We start from the raw sequence: 20,915 nt of genomic DNA on the forward strand, positions 1-20,915 counted from the left end.
ACAAACAGAATGCTATCGCTGCATAGTTGAACAGTGATGTTCAGCAGTGTTCAGCGTAAATGTATCAGACACACAGATCCAGGCTTTGTTGGGCGTCGCCCCCGCTTTCTGCCCTGGAGTGCTGCAGTGGTGGGGGCAGGTTTGCTTTGGGCCTGGAGCGGGCATCGCTGGATCCAGAGCGGGTTGAACCTGGTTCGGGCGGGATCCACGCAGGATACAGAAGCTTTGCAGGAATTTGTAACCACCTTGGCCCAAGTGTTGTCGGGAGTGTTGGGCTTTACCCTCTCGGTGGTGGCCATTGTGGTGCAGTTGAGCGCGGATCGCTTCACGCCAAAGGTCACGGAGCTGTTTTTGCGCGAGAAAGTCAATTTCTACCTCTTCTTTTTCCTGATTTTGGCCAATGTGGTCAGTTTGTGGAGTTCGGCAGCCCTGGGCTTTTACGTTCGTGTTGGCGTTGCGGAGCAACACCCTCCAGGGTTGCTCGTCGGGCTGAATCTGCTGCTGGGCACAGCTTCGTTTTTGATGCTGATCCCCTACTTTCGCTTCGTGTTTCACTTTTTGCAGCCGGCTTCGATTATCCATCGCATTGAGCAGCAAGTGCGGCAGGCCATCCTGGGATCCCTTGCTTCCAGATCCCGACGTTCGCGTCAGCGGTGCGGAGCACTTTCCAGACGACTGGGATCTACCTCCAGCTCCGAACAGCGCCGTTTCTCCTGGCAGCAGCCCTCTGCGCCAGAACCTTGCGTGACAGCTCATCAGCGCTGCCTGTCTGCCCTCGATGAGATCAAAAGCATCGCCACCAGCGCTCTCCGCCAACAGGAGGGAAGCATTCTCTTGGAAGCCTTGGATAGCCTGAAGTCTCTATGGGTCTTCTATGCCGCTCACAAAGCACAACTGCCCCCTGCCTGGTTTCTCCTTACTCCAGCTCTGTGGCGGGATCCGGACTTTGCTTCGGTGGATAGGGGCCTGCTGGGCCGGATCGAGGCAGAAGGATCCTGGCTGGAGCTGAAGATCCTGCGGCAGTATCAAGCCTTATTTGCCGAAGGGCTAAACGGCATGCGCCAGGCGAGCACCCTGGTGGCCATTCACAGCCGGGAGCTGGGGATCCGCGCCCTGGAAACCCAACAACTCACGGTAGCGGGGTGGGTGATCAAGTTTTTCAATACCTATCTGCGGGCCGTCATCAACGCGCGAGACATCCGCAGCGGCTACAACCTGCTCAAGCAATACCGTTTGTTGGCCGAGGCAGCCCTACAACACCGCCAGTCGGCTCTGGTCTTGCAGATTGTTGGCTACTTTCGCTACTACAGCTTAATTGCCTACAAAGCTGGCCTCTTTTTCCTATCTGAAACCTTTGGCTTTGATCTGGGAATGTTGGCCCAGTCGAGCTGTGCTCTGGGCTCTGAAACAACGGAAGCCATTGTGCAAGCCTTGTTACGTCTGGATCAGGATCCCGAAAGCGAGCAACAGGAAACCACCCTGCGTGGGATCCGCAAAACCCAAGTCCGCTTGGCAGCCTATTTCCTCAGTCGTGGCCGGGAGGACTGGGCCAGGCTGATCTATCAGGATATGCAGCACGAGCCCCTGGCGCGCCTACAGAGCATCCACCAAGAGCTGCTCTCTACGGCTGCAGAGTTTTGGGAGTTTACCGACCGGGGGGAGAACTTCTACTACTTGGAGCCCGCTCTTTGGCCCTATGCCGAGCAGTTTTTTAGCTGGTTTCAGGGCTTAACCTTGCCGGCAGATAAGCTGAAAAGCTCCTCTGGATCTCTGGAGCTTCCCTAAAAAATTCTGCCGCTCGCGTAAGCGGGACGGAGTCCTTGTCTAGTCTGGTTAGAGCCGCCCCTTGCTGACTTGTCCCATGCGTCCTTTCGGCAACCCCAACCGTCTGGGCAGTTCTCCTAGCCGCAGATCCCTGCCGGGATCCAGCTCCTTCGTTCAGTTTCGCCGCGACCCGCACCTAGTGCCCTTTTGGGGCCTAAGCCTACTAGTCATGGGCCTGGCAGTGCCTCTGTTTGTGCTTTCGGGGGCGGATCCCAGTTTGGCTGGCTGCGACGAGAGCTTTTATGCCCAAATGGCCCGCGAGCTGCTGCGGGGAGGGCATTGGCTGGGGCCCACTTTTTTGGGGGAGCCTTTTTTCGAGAAACCCCCTCTGCTCACCTGGAGCGTGGCCCTCAGTTTTGCCCTGTACGGGGTAAACGAGTGGGCAGCGCGGCTGCCAGGGATCCTCGCTGCTTTGCTCTCCATTCCCCTGGTGGGTTGGATTGGGTGGTTTTTTTTGCCGATGCGGGCGGCCTTTTTGGGGATGGCGGTTTTGCCCCTGTGCTACCTCTGGGTGCAGCAGGGGCGGCTGGTGGGGCAGGATGTGCCCTTGACCTTTCTGGAGCTGCTGGGGATCCTGGGGCTGGTCAACGGTATCCGCGGCCACAGGGTTTGGTTTTGGCTAACCGGAGTGGCCTTCGGGCTGGGCCTGCTGATGAAAAGTGCCATGATCCTGCTGCCGGGGGCGGCTTTGATCCCCTATCTCGTGCAGCAACGGCGCCGCTGGATGGGATCCGCCCCATTTTGGCTGGCGCTTGGGCTGGGCTTGGGGATTTTTGGCCTCTGGCTAGGTCCAGCCATGCAGGTGTATGGCCCACAGGTGCTGACCACCCTGGTGGGGAAGGTGTGGGATCTGGGGCAAGAGCCCTTCCATGCGGATGCCACCGGCTGGTACTACTTTTGGCACATTCCCGTTCATGGCTTCCCGTGGACGGTTTTGGCTTTGGTGGGTGGCTTTCTCCTGGTGCGCCAGCAGCCGGGATCCACGCTGCTGATCTGGTCTTTCCCCCTGCTGCTGTTGTTGTTGTTGCAGCTTTATCCCACCAAAACCCCCTACTACACCGTGCAGCTTTACCCCTGGCTGGCTCTCTTGGCCGGGGTAGCCTTGGATCAAGCGTTGGCTATGCGGGGTCGCGTCAGCGGTGCGGATCGCGTTAGCGGGACGGAGTCCTTGCACTTAAAGCCCCGTCTGGCTCAGGTGATCTCTTGGGGACTGGCAGCGGTGGGGCTGTTGCTGTTGGGTTTGGGGGTGGCCGTCCGGCTAGGTGTAGACGGTCTGGAGCTCCTACAGCCTCATGCTTGGCCGCTGGTGGCGATGGGTCTTTTGTACCTCTTGCTGCCGGGGATCTGGAGTTGGCGGCGGGTGTTGCGCTGTGCCGGCAGTCTGTGGGTGGGAACCCTCTTGTTGGCCGGGATCCTCGCCATGATCACCATCGTCTTGCGGCCTGATTTCGGCAACTTCAGCCCTGCTTTTGCCCGCATGGATTGGAGCCAGATGCTGCCCCCGTCCGTTCGCGCTATTCGGACGGAGTCCTCGACAGAGGCTGGGGAGACGGTGGTGGATATTGGCCGCAGCGGCTTGCCGGATGTCTGTCAGGCCCAGGCCATCGCTTTTTATACCCCTAATCCGGGGAGATGGGTGGATGATCAGGCTCTGCGACGAGGGGAGCATGGAGACTACCTTTGGGTATCTCCGGTGCAGGCAGAACAGGTGGAGATCCGGGATTTGGGGTTACAACCTCTAGCGGCGGTGGAGGGCTGGCAACTGGTGCGCCGTTTGGATCCCCTCTTGGAGCAGGGCAGCGGGGAGCCTCTTTGAGTTTAAAAATCTTAAGTTTAAGAATCCTAGGAAGTGTTATGGCGGGAATAGCGGAATCGGGCCGGTCGTGGGTGTCTCTAGAGCGTACCTGGGTAATCCAGGGATTGGCTTGGCTGGCAGCGCTGCTATTTGTGGCGGGGGTGATCCTGCTGGCGGGGGCTTCACCTCTCCAGGTGGCGGCCAGCATGTGGCAGGGGGCCTTCGGCACTGAAGCTCAGTTTGGCCGGGTTTTGGCAACGCTGGCTCCCCTTGTCCTCTGCTGCTGTGGGCTGGTGTTTACGTTTGTTGCCGGTCTCTACAACTTGGGCATCGAAGGGCAAATGGTGGTCGGGGCAATTGCGGCCACGTTTCTGGTGCGTCTGGAAGCGGGATGGTTGCCGCCGTCACTGGTCATTACCTTGGCGCTTTTGGCCGGGATCCTGGGGGGGGCGGGCTGGGGCCTGTTGGCTGGGATCCTGAATGTGTGGGGGCGGGTCAACGAGATCTTCGCTGGGCTGGGGCTGAATTTTGTTGCCCAAGGTTGGGTGCTCTACCTGATCTTCGGCCCTTGGAAAAGGCCGGGGGTGGCTTCCATGAGCGGGACGGAAGTGTTGGATCCCCGTCTGTGGTTGCCCACCTGGGGGCGGTCAGAGGCCAGTCCGGTGGCGTTGCTGCTGGCCCTGTTGGCTTTGGCCCTGACGGTGCTGGTGGTGGGCAACACTCGCTTCGGCCTGCAGTTGCGGGCGGTGGGGAAAAACCCTGTAGCTGCTTTCCGGTTGGGGATCCCGGCTACCCGCAGGTTGCTCATGGCATTTGCCTGCTGTGGGGGCTTAGCAGGGCTGGCGGGCGCCTTGCAGGTGTTGGCTCTGTTCCATCGCCTCATCCCCAATATCTCCAGCAATTTGGGCTTTCTGGCCTTGTTGGTGGTGATGCTGGCAGGCTTTAACCCCCTGCTGATTTTGCCGATTGCCTTTTTCTTCAGCAGTCTTAACATCGGCAGCTTGCAACTGCCTCTCTCTTTGCAATTGGAGTCTTCTTTGGCCGGTGTGATTCAGGGATCCCTGGTGTTGTTCGTCTTGCTGGCCCAAGGGATCAGCCGCCGCTACTTCCTTGGGAAAGGTTAATGGCTTCGGCGATTTCTGGGATCCCTTTGCGTTAGCGTTGCGCAACAACGAGATTTAACTCCTATCGCGGGGGAAAACTTTGGATTTTTCTGCTCAGGACAGTGGTGCGGTTCCTCTGCCGTAGGCATAGCACCATCAACATCGGGAAATGAGGCTATCGTAGAAGGATGAATCGGACATCCCCTTTTTCAAATCGACCGCTCATCGGCGTTACCACCTGCAACCGCAATGACGAGGGAGACTTTGTAGCGCCAGGCCGCTATGTGGATGCCATTCGTGCTGCCGGAGGGATCCCTGTTCTTTTTCCCCCAGGCGAAAGCGAGCCCCAGGTTTTGCTGTCTTGGATGGATGGCCTGGTGTTGACCGGTGGCGGCGACCTCTGCCCCAGCACCTTTCGCGGTAGCGGGACGGAGTCCTTTGGAGAGGATCCGCAACATCCCCAGGTGCGCTATGTGAACGCGGAGCGGGATCGATTTGAGGTGGCCTTGGCTCAGGCCGTGCTGGCCCAGGGGATCCCTGTTTTAGGCATTTGCCGGGGGATGCAATTGTTAAATGTGGTCAGTGGCGGCAAGCTGTTCGCGGTAGCGGGACGGAGTCCTTGCGGGCATGAAAGATGTCTTGGTACTCAAATACGCTCGTTAGGCTGAGGCTTTGCCAGGGCGGGATCCCTCTGCGGCAGCTCAACACCCCAGTAGCCAGCAGAAAGCTGCCCCATGCTAGGCTCTAGGCGGTGCTGCCCTAGTCGGCAAGGGGGGACTTGAAGGATATGAAAAAAAGGGTGGGCAGGGTAGTTTTCGCAAGTGCTTTAACTTTTTTTGCCAGTTCAATTCTTCTGAGAGCCTACGGTTCGCATTCAATCGAGTGGGCTCGCCAGTTCGGAACTCCTGCGAATGAGGTGGCTGACTCTATTGCTGTCGATCGCGCCAGCGGTGCGGAGCACTTTCGCGCCAGCGGTGCGGAGCACTTTGGACAGGGCAATGCTTGGGTAGCGGGAACCACTACGGGAGCCCTTCCTGACCAGTTGAGCGCTGGGAGCTGGGGTGCTTCTGTGCTTCAAGTACAGTCGCTAAGCCTGAGCTTCCTTCCCTTGGGAGAGCGGCCATGCACCGAATAGCTGCTTTGCCAGGGGGATGGGATCCTTCCCAAGCCGGCGTCATTTTCTTGGAGCAGGATCCCGCTCCCATTGTTGTTCTCTCGGCAGCCGATACGGATCTCACGGCCTTGAGCGCAGCCCTGCGCCTGTTGCCCGGCGATTTTCCGGCGGTGCGGGCGGCCAATTTGTTGCAGTTGCAACAGCCCCTAAGCCTGGATGACTATGCCGAGAGGGTGCTGCGGCGGGCGCAGGTGGTGCTCCTTCGCCTGTTGGGGGGAAGGGCCTACTGGAGCTATGGCCTGGAGGTAGCCAAGCAGGTGGCCGCCGAGGAGGGATCCACCCTGATCGTCATTCCTGGGGACGATCGCCCCGACTGGGATTTGGTGAGCCATTCCACTGTGCCCCTGGCGGTGGCGGATCGGGTGTGGCGGTACTGGCTGGAGGGGGGAGCGGAGAATGTGGCTGCCTGTCTGCTGTTGCTGGCTGGGGAGTTCCTAGGGGGCCAATATTCGGCGCCGGATCCACAAGGGTTGCCTCGTCTTGGGATCTACCAACCTCCCGTAGCCTCGCCGACGGATCCCCAAGCTCCCAAGGTGGGGATTTTACTCTACCGGGCCCATGTTCTGGCGGGGAATACAGAGCCGGTGGATCAATTGGCAAAAGCCTTGGTGGAGCGGGGGCTGCAGCCTCTGTGCCTTTACACCTACAGCCTTCAAGATCCCGACTTGCCCCAGGCCATTCGGGATCACTTTGGCAGCCAGATTGACCTGTTGCTCAACACCACCAGCTTTTCTCTGGCGCGGTTGGACAGCCACCAGCCCGATGTAAGCCTGTGGCAGGAATTGGATGTGCCCGTTTTGCAGGTAATCCTTAGCAGCGGATCCCGGCAGAGCTGGGAGGACTCCACGCGGGGATTGGGGGCGCGGGATCTGGCCATGAATGTGGCTTTGCCGGAGGTGGATGGGCGCATCATCAGCCGCGCCATTTCCTTCAAAGCGGTTCAACAGCGGGATCCCCGGTTGCAAACGGAGGTGGTGGCCTATGCGGCTGTGCCGGATCGGGTGGAGTTTGTAGCAGATCTGGCAGCCAACTGGGTGAAACTGCGGCGTACCCCCCCTTCCCAGCGGCGACTGGCTTTGATCCTGGCCAACTACCCCAGTCGGGACGGGCGACTGGCCAATGGGGTGGGTCTGGATACCCCTGCCAGTTGTGTGGAAATTCTCAAAGCTTTGGCGGGAGCTGGCTACTCAGTAGATCCCCTGCCCCAGACTGGAGATGAACTCATCCATTGGCTAACCGAAGGCCAGACCTACGACCCCTTGGGATCCCTGCGCCCGGCTCGGCAATGCCTTTCTGCTGCCCTTTATCGAGATTGGTTTGCCCACCTGCCTGAGCCCATCCAAGCCAACCTCATTCAGCAATGGGGGAATCCGCCCGCCCAAAACATCCCCATCGCCGGTCTCCAGTTGGGGCACGTTTTTGTTGGCATTCAGCCCCCGCGAGGCTATGACCGGGATCCGTCCTTGAACTACCATGCCCCGGATCTGGTGCCCCCCCATGAGTACCTGGCTTTTTACCTGTGGTTGCGGCAGGTCTTCGGCACTCAAGCGGTGGTGCATGTGGGCAAGCACGGCAACCTGGAATGGCTGCCCGGCAAGGGATCCGCCCTTTCCGCCACCTGCTACCCGGAGATGGCCCTGGGGCCGCTGCCCCACTTCTACCCCTTCATTGTCAACGATCCGGGAGAGGGATCCCAGGCCAAGCGGCGAGCCCAGGCAGTGATTATCGACCACCTCACCCCGCCCCTTACTCGTGCTGAGCTGTACGGCCCCCTGGCGGATTTGGAACGGCTGATGGATGAGTACGTGCAGGCCCAACAGTTGGATCCCAGTCGTTGTCCCCTGATTCGCACCCAGATTCAGGAGCTGGTTCGAGCAGAGCATCTAGACCAACAGTTCAACCTGGAAAAAGAAGAAGATTGGAATCGCCTGGATGGCTATCTTTGCGAGCTAAAAGAATCCCAGATTCGCGATGGGCTGCACATCTTTGGCCGGATCCCTGCCGGTGAGCAGCTTGTTGATCTGGTGGTAGCCCTGGCCCGCTACCCTGGCCACGGGCAACTGGGGATTACTCAGGCCATTGCCCGCGATTGGGGATGGGACTGGGATCCCTTGACCGCCGATCTAACGGATCCCTGGCCAGACAAACCGCCAGCCCAGTAGCTATTCCAGTTTCAAATACGGTCTGCCTTAGCTCCCCTCTCCCTCTGAGAGAGAGGTCGGCGGTGAGAGATTCAAAAGGAGTTGATTGGGATCCCCTCTCAACTCCTCCTGAGCTACCACTTGAACAAAAATTGAAGCAACCTAGAGAGACGGCTGGATCCTGGTGCTGCGCTTCAAAACAAGCTCAACTGAGAATCCCTTTCCCAGCACCGGGAAGCCTCAGCAGGCGTTTCAATAGCGAGATTGAAAACTCCGCCGCCGCTCGCCGCCACTGTTCGCGTTACCAGAGCGGAAACCTGAGGTGGGGCGTTCTTCTCGCGGGCGAGCTTTGTTCACCTTGAGGTCGCGCCCCATCCATTCCGCCCCATCCAGCGCAGCAATGGCAGCTTGCTCCTCTGCTTCAGAGCTCATTTCCACAAACCCGAAGCCCCGAATGCGGCCTGTCTCGCGGTCAGTGGGGATTTGCACCCGCTTGACAGAACCGTACTCAGCAAAAACAGCGGTCAAATCCGCTTCTGTCACCTTAAAGGAAAGGTTGCCAACATAAATCGACATAGACGATCTCCGAAAGAGAGAGTAACAAAGGGTGAGATGTTCGGAGAGCCGTCTGCCAATACAAAACGTGAAAATCCGTCAAGACCAGAAGAAACGAGCACTACAACCGATAACAATCTCAGCTTCTATCCTAACACAGAAGCAGGGGTTCACCACTTCGATTTCGCGAAATTCTGGGGACATTGCCTTCACACCCCAACTGGCCCGGCCCAAACACTCCGCTGCCCTACCTGCGCTGACGCCACCTCAGCCCAGCTTCTCCAGCCTGGATCCCAGTAACCTCATCTGGGCTTCCAGCTCCGCCAGTTGCTCCTGACTGGCTTGCACCACTTCAGGGTTGGCCCGGTTGAGAAAATTGGGGTTCTCTAGGCGAGCGCGGATCCCTTGGGCCTCTTTTTCCAGCTTGGCCAGGTCTTTTTGCAGCTTGGCCCGCAGCGCTTCCACATCCACCAGTCCTGCCAAGGGCATCAGCACCTGCACCGTGCCCACCACTGCAGCCGCCACCTGTTTGGGCTCCGTGGCCAGGGATCCCGTAATCTCCAAAGCCTCGGCCTTAACCAGATCCCGGATATAAGCTTGGGCAGCCGTCAGGATCCGCTGCTCGGCGGGATCGGTAGTGAGCAAAAGGGCCCTGATGGTCTGATGGGGCTTGAGGCCGGTTTCTGCCCGCAGGTTGCGCAGGCTGGTAATGGTTTGGATCACCAAGCCAAACTCCCGCTCCAGTTGAGGGTCGATCCAACTGGGATCTGGGGTGGGATAGGGCTGCACGGAGATAGAGGTGGTTTGGTTGGCCTGGGTGAGCAGCTGCCAGATCTCCTCGGTGATGTGGGGCATCCAGGGGTGCAGCAGCTTGAGAATGGTTTCCAAAACGGTGGCCAGCACCTGCTGCGCTGCGCGTTTGGAAGCCAGGTCTTCTCCCCGCAGCCGGGGCTTGACCAGCTCGATGTACCAGTCGCAAAAGTCATCCCAAATGAGAGAGTAGAGCAGGCGCGCCCCCTCGCCCAGGCCATAGGCTTCCAGCTCGGCGATGACTTGGGTGGCTGTGGAGTGCAGCCGCGACAGGATCCAGCGATCGGCCAGCTCCAGCGCTTCGGGGGCAGGGGATCCCAGCTGGGCGGGGGTCTGTCCCTCCAAGTTGATGAGCACAAAGCGGGAGGCGTTCCAGATCTTATTGGCAAAGTTGCGGGCGGCCTCCACGCTGGCGCTCTCCCCCGTCTTGCGGTCGTAGGCCAGGCGGATATCCTGCCCTGCCCCCACCACCTCCTTGACCAGGGCATAGCGCAGGGCGTCGGTGCCGTATTTGTCCAGCAGCTCCAGGGGATCGATGCCATTTCCCTTGGTTTTGGACATTTTCGCCCCGTGCTCATCCCGCACCAGGCCATTGATGTACACGTCTTTGAAGGGAATCTGGCCGGTAAATTGGGATCCCATCATGGCCATGCGGGCCACCCAGAAGAAAATGATGTCAAAGCCCGTGGACATCAGGGAGTTGGGATAGTAGCGTTTGAAATCCTCGGTCTCTTCCGGCCAGCCCAGGGTTGAAAAGGGCCACAGAGCAGAGCTAAACCAGGTATCCAGCACATCGGGATCCTGTTCCACCCGCTCAACTTCTGGGCCAAACTTTTCCCGTGCCTTGAGCAGCGCTTCCTCGCCGTTGCGGGCCACCACAAAAGCTTGGGGATCCTCGAGAAGCTGGCCATTGAGGACTGGATACCAAGCTGGGATCTGATGGCCCCACCACAACTGCCGAGAAATGCACCAGGGGCGCAGCTTTTCCAGCCAGCCCGTGTAGACTTTGGTCCAGCGCTCAGGGATAAAGCGGGGGCTATTTCGTTGGTATTCCTCTTCCAAACAGCGAGCCCCCATCCCCGAGACATCGCAAAACCACTGAATGGAAAGCAAAGGCTCGATGGGCACGCCGCCGCGGTCGCTGTGGGGAACGGTGTGGGTGTAGTCCTCCACCTTCTCCAGCAGGCCATGTTCGGCAAACCACTGCACCACCTTTTCTCGGGCCACAAAGCGATCTAGGCCGGTGAAAGGATCCCCGTTTTCGTTGAGGGTGCCGTCTTTATTGAGGATGTTGATGAAGGGCAATTGGTGCCGTTTGCCGATTTCAAAGTCGTTGGGGTCGTGGGCCGGGGTAATTTTCACACACCCGGAGCCAAAGGAGGGATCCACATACTCATCCGCAATGATGGGGATGAGGCGATTTTTAATGGGCAGGCGAATGAACTGGCCGATGAGATGGCAATAGCGCTCGTCTTGGGGGTTCACCGCCACCGCCGTATCCCCCAGCATGGTCTCGGGCCGAGTGGTGGCCACCACCAGATACTGGCTGGGATCCTCGGCCAAGGGATAGCGAAAATGCCACAGGTGGCCCTTGACCTCTTTGTCGTCTAGCTCAATGTCTGACACCGCCGACTGGGTGGCCGGGCACCAGTTCACTAAATACTCGCCCCGGTAAATCAACCCCGCCTCGTATAGCCGCACAAACGCCTCGGTTACCGCCCGGCTCAGCCCCTCGTCGAGGGTAAAGCGATCCCGCGTCCAGTCCAGCGAGAGACCCAGCCGCCGCAATTGGCTCTTGATAGCTCCCTGCGACTGCTCCTTCCAAGCCCAAGCTCGCTCCAGAAAAGCCTCGCGGCCCAGATCGAAGCGGGTCTTGCCCTCTTGGCGCAGTTGGTTTTCCAGGATGGTGTGCACGGCGATGCTGGCATGGTCTGTGCCGGGCAGCCAGAGCACGTTGTAGCCGCGCATGCGCTTGTAGCGCGTCACCACATCCGGCAGGGTAAAGGCAAAGGCATGGCCCATGTGCAGGTTGCCCGTCACATTGGGAGGGGGCAGCACCATGCTAAAAGCCTCTCCCGGCGCCTTGGGATCCGCCACATAAAAGCCCTTCTCTTCCCAAAAGCGCTGCCACTTCGGCTCGGTCTCGAAGGGGTTGTACTGGCTGGGCAGGTTGGCGGAGGAAATTGCAGCAGTCATGGGGAGAATAGGCCAACGGCTGAGAAGGATGAATCACTTTATAGAGTAGCAGTTCAACCCTTTGCCCTTCGGGGTAGAGTGGCCCATCGGTCTTGACCCCGATCACACGGCTAGAGAGGGATTTCGAGCTAGGGTACTACCATCCTCAGCTTTGGGTACGGCGTTATGTCCAGATCATTGACGGCAACGGTCCTGATGGCCCTGATGGCTCTATCCCCTGGGATCCCTGCCTTGGCGCAACAGGACTGGAAGAGATCAGAGAGAGACATCCTACTTTGTCGTGGGGAGCCTTTTGAACCAGGCTCTCTGGCAGGTTATGAAGCTTGCTTCAGTGCTCGCCTTCATCCGGATGAACAATCCTGGCCGCCTCTACTACCCCTGATAGGCCTGTATTTTACCCCGCACTCTGACTACTTTTTTTGCTTTGTAGGTGCAGGAAAGCCCGGTAGCCTGGAGGCAATTCTCGTCGGTCGAAGTGGAGAGTTCGTGTTTGGCCTAGATCGCCCTCTGGCCCCTTCTGAACTAGAAGGGGAGACCCCTTGGATTATCCAGCGAAAAGCCCGCATTCTCGAGGTAGAGGTATACAAACATCACACTTTCAGTATCAGCCAACTGGTGGTTTACGACGAAACCGAGTTGAACTTGGAGGGGTTCGTGCCTGTGACTGCGCCTCCAGGATACCTCATTTCGCCGGACGAGTTTTTAGAGGCTCCCGAGTGCCAAGCCATTTTGAATTGAGGACTCCTCCACTTGTAACTGGTGTGCGTTCTTGGGTTTTGGCAGGCTTACGAGATGGCTCTAGAGCCCAGAGTAAGCGTTGAGCCATTCCATGAAGTAAAACACCAGTGGCGCGGTGAACACATAGCTGTCTCCCCGATCCAAGATGCCACCGTGGCCCGGGATCAGATCCCCGGAATCTTTCACCCCTGCATCCCGTTTCATCAGAGATTCTGTGAGATCTCCCAGCAGGCTGGTTAACCCAATCAAAAACCCCAGAATGCCCCCACTCAACCAGCTCCACGGCCAGCCCAGGTAATAGGCTCCAACCACCGCAAGGGTCATGCTGGCGGCAATCCCGGCTACCGCCCCTTCCACCGTCTTTTTCGGGCTGAGGATGGAGAGCTTGGTGCGCCCAAAGGCCCGACCACACAGGTAGGCCCCTACATCTGCGGCGATCACGCAGCCAATGGCCAGCAGCGTAATCCATAGCCCTTCGCCCAGCCCTTGCGCAAAAGACAAGGCCCTGACCCGAATCCAGAAGCTGGGCAGCAACGCACAGTAGAACAACCCCAAAATCGAGGTGGCAATATCGGCAATGGTGGCCACCTTGGGCTTAAAGAGCAAATAAAAACAGATGATGGATCCCGCCACAATAAAAGCAGGGCTCGTCCATTCCGGCTTGACCTGCTGTAAAACAACCAGCACCTGGCTGGAAAACATGGTGGTGCGCATGGCCGGCGCATTGCCTTTGGCTTGCACCAAGCGAAAAAACTCCAACTGGGCCAAAAAAATGATTAGCCCAATGGCTGCAGTAAAATACCAGCCCCCTAGCAGGGTGACCGCCAACGCAAACAACACCGCCGCAAAACCGCTAACCCAACGGGCTCCCATGGGCGCACCCCGTCACGTTGGCTGGCCAAATACCTCTTGCCCCCGGCTCCAGCAGATCGACGTCCAAGCCGAGAGCAGAAGAAACCCCCCCTCTGGTGTTCAAGATTCGCGTTTGCGGGACGGAGTCCTGATGCGGCTGCTGCAATGGAAACGCCTCTTGCCCTAGCCTTTCAGTTTAACTCCCTTGGCCTCGAAACAACCGCTTTCGGCCCTGCAGGATGGGATTTCCAGGTAAGGTGGCAGACAGACTGGAGCATGAGATAATGGGCAAACCGCAAAGCTCACTGCTGACCGCCTAAGATACCTCTGATTCGTTGCACCGCAGCATGGTTCAAGAACTTACTTCGCGCTCCACAACTGCTCGCATTTCTGCCGAAGAGGCTCGTCTTCTTTATGAAGACATGGTGCTGGGCCGCCTGTTTGAAGACAAGTGCGCCGAAATGTACTACAAGGGCAAGATGTTCGGCTTTGTGCATCTGTACAACGGCCAAGAGGCCGTCTCTACGGGGGTGATCAAGGCGCTCAAGCCCACCGACTACGTGTGCAGCACCTACCGCGATCATGTGCATGCCCTCAGCACCGGGATCCCGCCGCGGGCGGTCATGGCAGAGTTGTTCGGCAAGGCCACCGGCTGCAGCAAGGGTCGGGGTGGTTCCATGCACCTCTTCTCGGCGGAGCACAATTTCTTGGGGGGCTATGCCTTTGTGGCCGAAGGGATCCCAGTGGCGACGGGGGCTGCTTTTTCTGCCAAATATCGGGGCACTGACCAGGTAACCGCCTGCTTCTTTGGGGATGGAGCCTGCAACAACGGCCAGTTTTACGAGTGCCTCAACATGGCCGCCCTCTGGAAGTTGCCCATCGTCTATGTGGTGGAAAATAACTTCTGGGCTATTGGCATGGCCCATGAACGCGCCACTTCCGACACCGATATCTACCGCAAGGGCCCAGCTTTTGGCATGCCCGGCTACCAGGTGGATGGGATGGATGTGCTAGCAGTGCGAGAGGCCGCCCAACAGGCCATCGCCCGCGCCCGTGCCGGAGAAGGCCCCACCTTGCTGGAGTGCATCACCTATCGTTTCCGGGGCCATTCTCTGGCCGACCCTGACGAGCTGCGCAGTCCTGAGGAAAAAGAGTTCTGGCGGCAGCGGGATCCCATCAAGCAACTGGAACGCTATGCCCTGGAGCACAACCTAATGTCCGAGGCAGACTTCCAAGCCATCCACGCGGAGGTCAGCGCCGTGATTGAGGACGCGGTTCTTTTTGCTCTGGAAAGCCCAGAGCCAACCCTGGACGAGCTACACCGTTTTGTCTTTGCCGAAGACGAGTAGATCCTGGCCACTTCCCCGGTAGCGGGGGAGTCGCTTGCCGGGGGATCCCCACAAGGTTCTCTGGCCAACTCGGGTGGCCCATCCACCTGGCGGAGTGCTGTCCTGCTGGATCCCTTGAGGATCCTCGATGATTGGCATTGGAGAAACCTTCTCGAGATCTGCGCGATGGCGCAGATTTTTTTGTAAATATCGCTTCCCATTTGTTTACACAGCTTCATATCATTGAGATATCGAGCATGAGTATTTATTCCCGGTCATGAGCAATTCTCTTGAGTTTCCCTGGCTGTCGGTGCTGGTGCTCTTGCCTCTGCTGGCAGCCTTCGGGATCCCCTTGATCCCCCAGAGCCGTTGGGTGCGTTGGTATGCCCTCGCTGTGGGGGCTTTTGATTTGGGCCTGATGGCCTATGTCTTTGCGCGGCACTATGACCTGCAGGACTTTTCTCTGCAACTGGCGGAGCGCTACGCCTGGGTGCCCCAAATTGGATTCCACTGGTCGCTGGCGGTGGACGGCCTGTCCTTGCCGCTAGTATTGCTGTCCGGTTTGATCACGACCCTGTCGATTGTGGCGGCTTGGAATCTCTCCCACAAGCCGCGTTTGTTTTTCTTCCTGCTGCTGCTGATGTACGGCGCCCAGGTGGGCGTATTTCTGGCGCAGGACATGCTTCTATTCTTCCTGATGTGGGAGATTGAGCTGGTGCCGGTCTATCTGCTCATCTCCATTTGGGGTGGGCCGAAGCGCCAGTACGCCGCCACCAAGTTCATCCTCTACACCGCCGCCGCCTCCATTTTTATCTTGGTGGGATCCCTGGCGATGGCCTTCTACGGCGAGGGCTTCAGCCTGGAGATGGCAGAGCTGAGCGCTAAGTCTTACCCACTGGCCTTGGAGCTGTTGGCCTATGCGGCTTTGCTGATTGCCTTTGGGGTGAAGCTGCCGATTTTTCCGCTGCACACCTGGCTGCCGGATGCCCACAGCGAAGCCTCTGCTCCCATTTCCATGATCTTGGCGGGAGTTCTGCTCAAGATGGGTGGCTATGGCCTGATCCGCATGAATGTGGGCATGTTGTCGGAAGCCCACGTGTACTTCGCCCCGGTGCTGGCGGTGTTGGGTGTGGTGAACATCATTTACGGGGCGTTGGCGGCCTTTGGTCAGAACCATCTCAAGCGGCGCTTGGCCTATTCGTCCATTGCCCACATGGGCTTTGTGTTGATCGGGATCTCCGCCTTCACGGAGCTGGGCATCAATGGGGCAGTGCTGCAGATGATCTCCCACGGTCTGATTGCCGCGGTTCTGTTCTTCCTGACGGGGATCACCTACGAGCGCACCCACACCCTTGCCCTCGACAAGTTGGGAGGGTTGGCCAAGCAGATGCCGAAGGCTTTTGCCCTGTTTACAGCGGGCTCCCTGGCCTCTCTGGCGCTGCCGGGGATGAGCGGATTTGTGGGTGAGCTGACGGTGTTCTTGGGCTTGACCACCAGCGATGCCTATGCGCCGACCTTCAAAGCGGGAATTGCCCTGCTGGCGGCAGTGGGTATCATTTTGACGCCCATTTACTTGCTCTCCATGCTGCGTCAGGTGTTCTACGGGGCTCAGGATCCCGGCCTAGTTTTGGAAGATTACCTGGGGGATATGCGCCCGCGGGAAATGGCGGTGGCCCTCTGTCTGCTGTTGCCGATCCTCGGCATTGGCTTCTACCCACGCCTGGCTACCCAAACCTACGATGTCACAACGGTGGCGGTAGCTGCCCAGTTGCGCAGTGTGTTGGCAACTGAAATCGTGCAGCGGCCTTTCTTCCCCTCGCCAGTGCAACCGGCCCAGGTGGCAGCTCTGCCCCTGGAGGATTGAAAGGAGGTCGAGGGCTCGGCTTCCCTTTGTTCGGTCTTTCTCTATCTACTTCTTCTCTGTCCAGAAGAGCTGGTGTTCGAGGTGCAACCCGACTCAACTTTCAGCTCTTCTTTTGTTTTTTTTAAGTTTTAAGATTGGATTTAGGATCCGGGATATCCCTGGGCTGGGATTTTCTTGTGGCCGATTGTTCTTGTGCCGTCCATCCTATCGGTGATCGGTGTGGATAGAGTTTTGTTCCATCAGGTTGAGTTGCACCACCAACCACCAGAGGGTTACATCGGAGTAGGTCGCCCGACGCTTGAGCCGAGAAATGGAGTGTACTGGGTTTTGGCTGTCGATCATCCACTCAGAAGCGATGATTTGGCCGCGTTGCTGAGCATTCATTGTTTCTCCCTCCGCTCGCCAACTGCTCAATACTTAGAATGGCTAATATTTAGGATGGCGAATTTGCGCGGGAGCGTGTGAAAAAATATATTACGCAGGGATCCCCAAAATCGGCTAACTTTCTTAGCAATGAGGATCTCATAGGCCGTTGAGTTGCCGATTTGCCGTCCGGGGATCGGACAAAACGTTGCAAAAGGGGCAAAATGTTGGGCAAGGGGATGCCCCTATCTTCACAAGTCTTAAAACCTGGAAAAATTCCATTTTCTCCTGACTCCTCTGTCTCCCTCCGTCGGCCTTTGCAGCAGCAACCCTTGAGAAGTCTGAGATCCCGATGAGAGCCCCCCAGCCTGCCTCTGCTTTTGGAGAAGTGGTGGAGGCCGACACCACAACCTTTGTGGCCCAGTGCTTCGAGCCGGAACACCTGACCTTCCCGCCCATGCCTGCTCTCGGCAGTTGGACGCGCTCCCAAGACGAAGAGACCGGCAACCTGATCTATGGCGTGGTTTGCTATGCCGCCATCGCCCCCATCGACACCGTCCACCGCGCCAGGGCTTTGGGCCTCTCCCCTCAGGAGCTGCGGGAGCAACAGCCCCAGATTTTTGCCATGTTGCGCACCGATTTTCGCGCGGCCATTGTCGGCTTTGTCAGCGGGGGACGAGTCTACCAGTACTTGCCGCCACGGCCTCCCCAGATTCACCAGCCGGTTTATCTCTGCTCCGATACGGAAGTGAGGGAATTTTGCCGCTCTTTCGAGTTTTTGCGCACCCTGCTACGGGTCAACGGGATCCCAACCGATGAGCTGGTGGCTGCCGTGATTCGCCAAACTTACCGAATCCTGAACCGAGATCGCAACTGGCTTCTACAGGCAGGTCGGCAGTTGAGCTGTCTGTTGCGGGGTGATTATGAGCATCTCAGCGCAATTTTACGAAAGATTGAAGCCTAAGCGAAGAAATATTGAGAATGGCCTTGGATCCTTCTTGAGTCAGGTCGGGGGGTGATAATCTGAGGCCGTTTCCTAATGAAGTTTATTCCTTTTGTATCCTCTTTCTGCTGTAAAAATGTTTAACAAATTCAATCCTTCTGACAAACCCTCCAAAGGCAATTGGGCAGGTCGCACCTTTTCCGCTGCTACGGGCGCTTCGGTGGCAGCCGGTGTTTGCATTGCCCACGGTCAGCCGGCTTATGTGTCGCTGTTGGTGGCCTGTTGCGCGACGGTGTTTACCCTCGTTTTGGATGAAATGGGCTGGATCTAGGCTCGGTTTCAACTTCAGCTTTGGTTTTGCTGCATAAGAAGCCGCTCTAAAGCAGAGACTAACCAATCCAATAGGGATCCCTGGCCCTCTGGGTTTGCTGCTTGCGTGAAAGGATCCCTTTGCTGGGTTGGCAACATGCAGCCTTACTTTACCCTGCTTCGCGGGCTGCCCGCACCAACAATCCTGCTGTGATCAGCCCTGCCAGAATAGAGCTGCCGCCATGACTGAACAAAGGCAGGGGCACACCTGTGGTGGGCAGAACCCCGGTGACCACGCCGATGTTCATCAGCGACTGCCCCACCAGAAACATCAGGCAGCCGCAGGCTACTAAGCGAATGGTCAACTCCCGACAGCGCCCCATCACCCGCCAGCCCAGCAGAGTGTAGAAAGTCAGCAACCCCAGAAAGAACAGGGATCCGGCCAAGCCAAACTCTTCTGCATACACCGAGAAGATGAAGTCGGTGTATTGGATGGGCAGGTAGAACAGCTTTTGCTGGGAGAGGCCATATCCCTTGCCCCACAGGCCGCCAGAGCCAATGGCCAACAGGCTTTGCACCAGCTGGTAGCCATCCCCTTGGGCGTTACCCCAGGGATCCAAAAAAGCCAAGATGCGCCGTCGTTGGTAATCTTTGCTGAGAATGCTCACCACAGCCGCCAGAATCCCCAGCCCCGCTGTAACCAAAAGGGTGAAAGCTGGGATCCCGGCGGTCCAAGCCATGACCCAGAGGGTAAGGCCGCAGATGGCCGTGGTGCCCAGGTTGGGCTGGGCGAGGATCCCCAAGAGCGCAAAGGCGAAGATAACCACCCAGAGGATGCGGAACCAGGGAGGATGGTGAAACCAGCGGCCAAAGATCCAGGATCCCTGCAAGACCAACAGGGGCTTGAGCAATTCCGAGGGCTGGATAACAGGGATCACCTTCAAATCCAGCCAGCGGCTGGCCTCCAGGCGGGAAACCCCCAATCCCGGCACCTGGGTGGCCCACACCAAGCCAACTCCCAGCAAGCAGAGGATCCCGGCCCAGGGGAACCAGCGCCGCAATGGGATCCGCACCAGAACCCAGAAGCAACCCAGACCCAACCCGGCCCAGAGCAATTGGCGCTTGAAAAAGTAGAGGCCATCGCCGGTGATCCGCTGAGCCACCGGGTAGGAAGCAGAAAACAGCATCAGCAGCCCCAGCACCAGCCAGATCAAGGTGAGCCAGCGCAGCCAGCGAGCCTCAGCATTCCAGGGATCCCTGGAGGGCTTGGCAGCAGGCTCGGAAATGGTTGCCACGGTGTTCAAAGCTGGAGTACTGGTCAAAACTGGCACAGGCGGGGGACAGCAAAATGGTGATGGGTTGAGCGGGCTTCCCCAAGCTCTGAGCTTGACGCGAAAGGGAACAAGCCGCTGCAAAGGCTCTTTCCACCGCTACATCTAGGGTTGGCACCAGCTCAACGTCAGTATAGTGGATCCCCTGGAGGGCCTCTGCCAGCACTGGGGCAGACTCCCCCATCAGCAACACGCGGGCCACCTTGGCCCGAATCAACTGCAGCCAGGCACTGGGATCCCCCTGCTTGGCCCTTCCTCCGGCAATCAGAATAATGGGTGGGGAAAGGGCGTTGAGCGCCACCCAGCCGGCCTCGTAGTTGGTGGCCTTGCTGTCGTTGACAAAGCGGATAGGGGTGGATCCCACCTGGATTTGCGCCACCCGCTCCAGCCGATGGGGCATGCCGGCAAAAGATCGGATGGCTTTTTGAATGGCAGCGTTGGGGATCCCGGCCAGACGTGCTGCTGCTGCCGCCAAGAGCAGGTTTTGCAGATTGTGTTGGCCAGGGCAGCGTTCTGCAAAGTCCTCCAGCTCCGCCACCATCTCCCCCTGGATGTAGAGGCGGTTTTCCCGCAGGTCAACGGTTGCGGTGGGATCCCGGTCACAACAGCCTTGGGTAGCAACAAGGGAAGTCCAATAGGTATTTTCCCAGTCCTGCCGGCGGCAGCACAGGTAGGGATCCTCGCCGTTGAGCACCCGCCACTGGGCCCGATCCAAAAGGCGAGCCTTAAAGCTGGCATAGCGCTCCAGCGTCCCATGCCGTTCTAGGTGATCGGGAGTGAAGGTGGTCCACACCCCAATGCGCGGCGGCCCTCCAGGAGTGCTGCTCATGAGGCGGCTACTGGCCTCCAACTGGTAGCTGCTCAGCTCCGCCACGATCCAATCCGGCTTGAGCTTTCCCTGGAGCGTTGCCAAAGCCACTTGCGACAGGGGCAGGCCAATGTTGCCGCAGGGGATCCCTTGCAGCCCCGCCGCCTTGAACATCTCCGCCACCAGAGCTGTGGTGGTGCTTTTGCCGTTGGTGCCGGTGATCCCCACCCAGGGTAGGTGGTCAAGATAGATCCAGGCCAGCTCCGCCTCCCCCACCACCGGGATTCCCTGTTGACGCACCTCCTGCAGCAGCGGGTGATCCCAAGCAATACCTGGACTGACCACCACCTGCTTCACCCCTTCGGCCAGTTGAAAAGGCTGCCCCAGCCGAACCGGGATCCCTTCTTGATTGAGCTCAGCCTGCCGCTGTCTGAGAAGAGGGGAATCTTGCTCATCCCAAACCAGCACTTCATAGCCCTGGGCCCGCAACAGCCGCGCTGCCGCCAGCCCCGCAATGCCTAACCCCAAAACTTGATGTCGCACGTTGGTTTCTACTTCGTTTCTTTATTTGGGGATCCCTGCTTGGATCTTACCGGTCACGTCCTTGACCCGCATGTTTTTGTTCGACACTCCCCTTGCTTATGGGGGTAACCAGTTGGTGGAGTGGATGGAGTTTTCCTAGCCGCCTGGATGGCTAACTTGGGAATAGGCTGGAGCATGACTCTAGTCAATAATAAGCTCAACTATACTGAAAATAATGTATAATATGTTCAGTACGGAT

Annotated in this window: 16 protein-coding genes; 9 read left to right on the forward strand and 7 right to left on the reverse strand. The window is 58.3% G+C overall.

Annotated elements, in window-relative coordinates; translation table 11 throughout:
* Nucleotides 1-36: 36 nt before the first annotated feature.
* The 5 genes from NW839_RS08700 (at nucleotide 37) to cobN (ending at nucleotide 8,058) form a co-directional block, all read left to right on the forward strand.
* Nucleotides 37-1,785 (forward strand): DUF2254 family protein, encoded by a 1,749-nt coding sequence (locus tag NW839_RS08700; RefSeq protein ID WP_414350723.1) that lies wholly within the window; start codon nucleotides 37-39, stop codon nucleotides 1,783-1,785.
* A 61-nt stretch (nucleotides 1,786-1,846) separates the two neighbouring features.
* The gene (locus NW839_RS08705; RefSeq protein ID WP_414380578.1) at nucleotides 1,847-3,640 is read left to right on the forward strand and encodes an ArnT family glycosyltransferase; all 1,794 of its coding nucleotides are present in this window, start codon (nucleotides 1,847-1,849) and stop codon (nucleotides 3,638-3,640) included.
* A gap of 38 nt (nucleotides 3,641-3,678) precedes the next feature.
* Nucleotides 3,679-4,743, forward strand: a complete 1,065-nt coding sequence (locus NW839_RS08710) for an ABC transporter permease (RefSeq protein WP_414350728.1) — start codon at nucleotides 3,679-3,681, stop codon at nucleotides 4,741-4,743.
* 167 nt (nucleotides 4,744-4,910) lie between these two features.
* Nucleotides 4,911-5,390 carry a gamma-glutamyl-gamma-aminobutyrate hydrolase family protein gene (locus NW839_RS08715; protein WP_414350730.1) on the forward strand — a complete coding sequence of 160 codons (480 nt, stop codon included), beginning with the start codon at nucleotides 4,911-4,913 and terminating at the stop codon, nucleotides 5,388-5,390.
* 454 nt (nucleotides 5,391-5,844) lie between these two features.
* Nucleotides 5,845-8,058 carry a cobaltochelatase subunit CobN gene (gene cobN / locus NW839_RS08720; RefSeq protein WP_414350734.1) on the forward strand — a complete coding sequence of 738 codons (2,214 nt, stop codon included), beginning with the start codon at nucleotides 5,845-5,847 and terminating at the stop codon, nucleotides 8,056-8,058.
* A 231-nt stretch (nucleotides 8,059-8,289) separates the two neighbouring features.
* On the opposite strand, the gene NW839_RS08725 is transcribed toward cobN, so the two are convergent.
* The 3 genes from NW839_RS08725 to NW839_RS08735 form a co-directional block, all read right to left on the reverse strand.
* Nucleotides 8,290-8,613, reverse strand: coding sequence for an RNA recognition motif domain-containing protein (locus tag NW839_RS08725; protein WP_011431969.1), 324 nt, complete (start codon nucleotides 8,611-8,613; stop codon nucleotides 8,290-8,292).
* 246 nt (nucleotides 8,614-8,859) lie between these two features.
* Nucleotides 8,860-11,598, reverse strand: a complete 2,739-nt coding sequence (locus NW839_RS08730) for a valine--tRNA ligase (RefSeq protein WP_414350735.1) — start codon at nucleotides 11,596-11,598, stop codon at nucleotides 8,860-8,862.
* Between the two features lie 798 nt (nucleotides 11,599-12,396).
* A complete protein-coding gene (locus NW839_RS08735; protein ID WP_414350739.1) occupies nucleotides 12,397-13,209 on the reverse strand; it encodes a phosphatidate cytidylyltransferase in 813 nt (270 codons plus the stop codon).
* A gap of 326 nt (nucleotides 13,210-13,535) precedes the next feature.
* Here NW839_RS08735 and pdhA point away from each other — a divergent pair, with 326 nt between their 5' ends.
* Nucleotides 13,536-14,537, forward strand: a complete 1,002-nt coding sequence (gene pdhA, locus NW839_RS08740) for a pyruvate dehydrogenase (acetyl-transferring) E1 component subunit alpha (protein WP_414350741.1) — start codon at nucleotides 13,536-13,538, stop codon at nucleotides 14,535-14,537.
* Here the strand turns inward: pdhA and NW839_RS08745 are convergent.
* On the reverse strand, nucleotides 14,505-14,675 hold the full coding sequence (locus NW839_RS08745; RefSeq protein WP_414350743.1) for a hypothetical protein: 171 nt from the start codon (nucleotides 14,673-14,675) through the stop codon (nucleotides 14,505-14,507). The two genes, pdhA and NW839_RS08745, sit on opposite strands and share 33 nt — an antisense overlap.
* A 118-nt stretch (nucleotides 14,676-14,793) precedes the next feature.
* Between NW839_RS08745 and NW839_RS08750 the strand changes: the two genes are divergently transcribed.
* Nucleotides 14,794-16,380 (forward strand): NAD(P)H-quinone oxidoreductase subunit 4, encoded by a 1,587-nt coding sequence (locus tag NW839_RS08750; protein WP_414350746.1) that lies wholly within the window; start codon nucleotides 14,794-14,796, stop codon nucleotides 16,378-16,380.
* A 204-nt stretch (nucleotides 16,381-16,584) separates the two neighbouring features.
* Here NW839_RS08750 and NW839_RS08755 read toward each other — a convergent pair whose 3' ends face one another.
* Complete coding sequence (locus NW839_RS08755; RefSeq protein WP_011431964.1) at nucleotides 16,585-16,764, reverse strand: hypothetical protein; 180 nt, start codon at nucleotides 16,762-16,764, stop codon at nucleotides 16,585-16,587.
* Between the two features lie 331 nt (nucleotides 16,765-17,095).
* Here NW839_RS08755 and NW839_RS08760 point away from each other — a divergent pair, with 331 nt between their 5' ends.
* Both NW839_RS08760 and NW839_RS08765 read left to right on the forward strand, forming a co-directional pair.
* Nucleotides 17,096-17,707: a hypothetical protein gene (locus tag NW839_RS08760; protein WP_414350748.1), complete on the forward strand. Its 612-nt coding sequence runs from the start codon at nucleotides 17,096-17,098 to the stop codon at nucleotides 17,705-17,707.
* Between the two features lie 115 nt (nucleotides 17,708-17,822).
* Nucleotides 17,823-18,017, forward strand: coding sequence for a hypothetical protein (locus tag NW839_RS08765; RefSeq protein WP_414350751.1), 195 nt, complete (start codon nucleotides 17,823-17,825; stop codon nucleotides 18,015-18,017).
* A 148-nt stretch (nucleotides 18,018-18,165) separates the two neighbouring features.
* Here the strand turns inward: NW839_RS08765 and NW839_RS08770 are convergent, their stop codons facing one another.
* Nucleotides 18,166-19,290: an FtsW/RodA/SpoVE family cell cycle protein gene (locus NW839_RS08770; protein ID WP_414350754.1), complete on the reverse strand. Its 1,125-nt coding sequence runs from the start codon at nucleotides 19,288-19,290 to the stop codon at nucleotides 18,166-18,168.
* Complete coding sequence (gene murD, locus NW839_RS08775; RefSeq protein WP_414350757.1) at nucleotides 19,235-20,677, reverse strand: UDP-N-acetylmuramoyl-L-alanine--D-glutamate ligase; 1,443 nt, start codon at nucleotides 20,675-20,677, stop codon at nucleotides 19,235-19,237. Before murD ends, NW839_RS08770 begins: the two co-directional genes overlap by 56 nt.
* Nucleotides 20,678-20,915 lie beyond the last annotated feature (238 nt).

This window comes from Synechococcus sp. R5-15 (genome assembly GCF_047462035.1).
GTDB lineage: Bacteria > Cyanobacteriota > Cyanobacteriia > Thermostichales > Thermostichaceae > Thermostichus.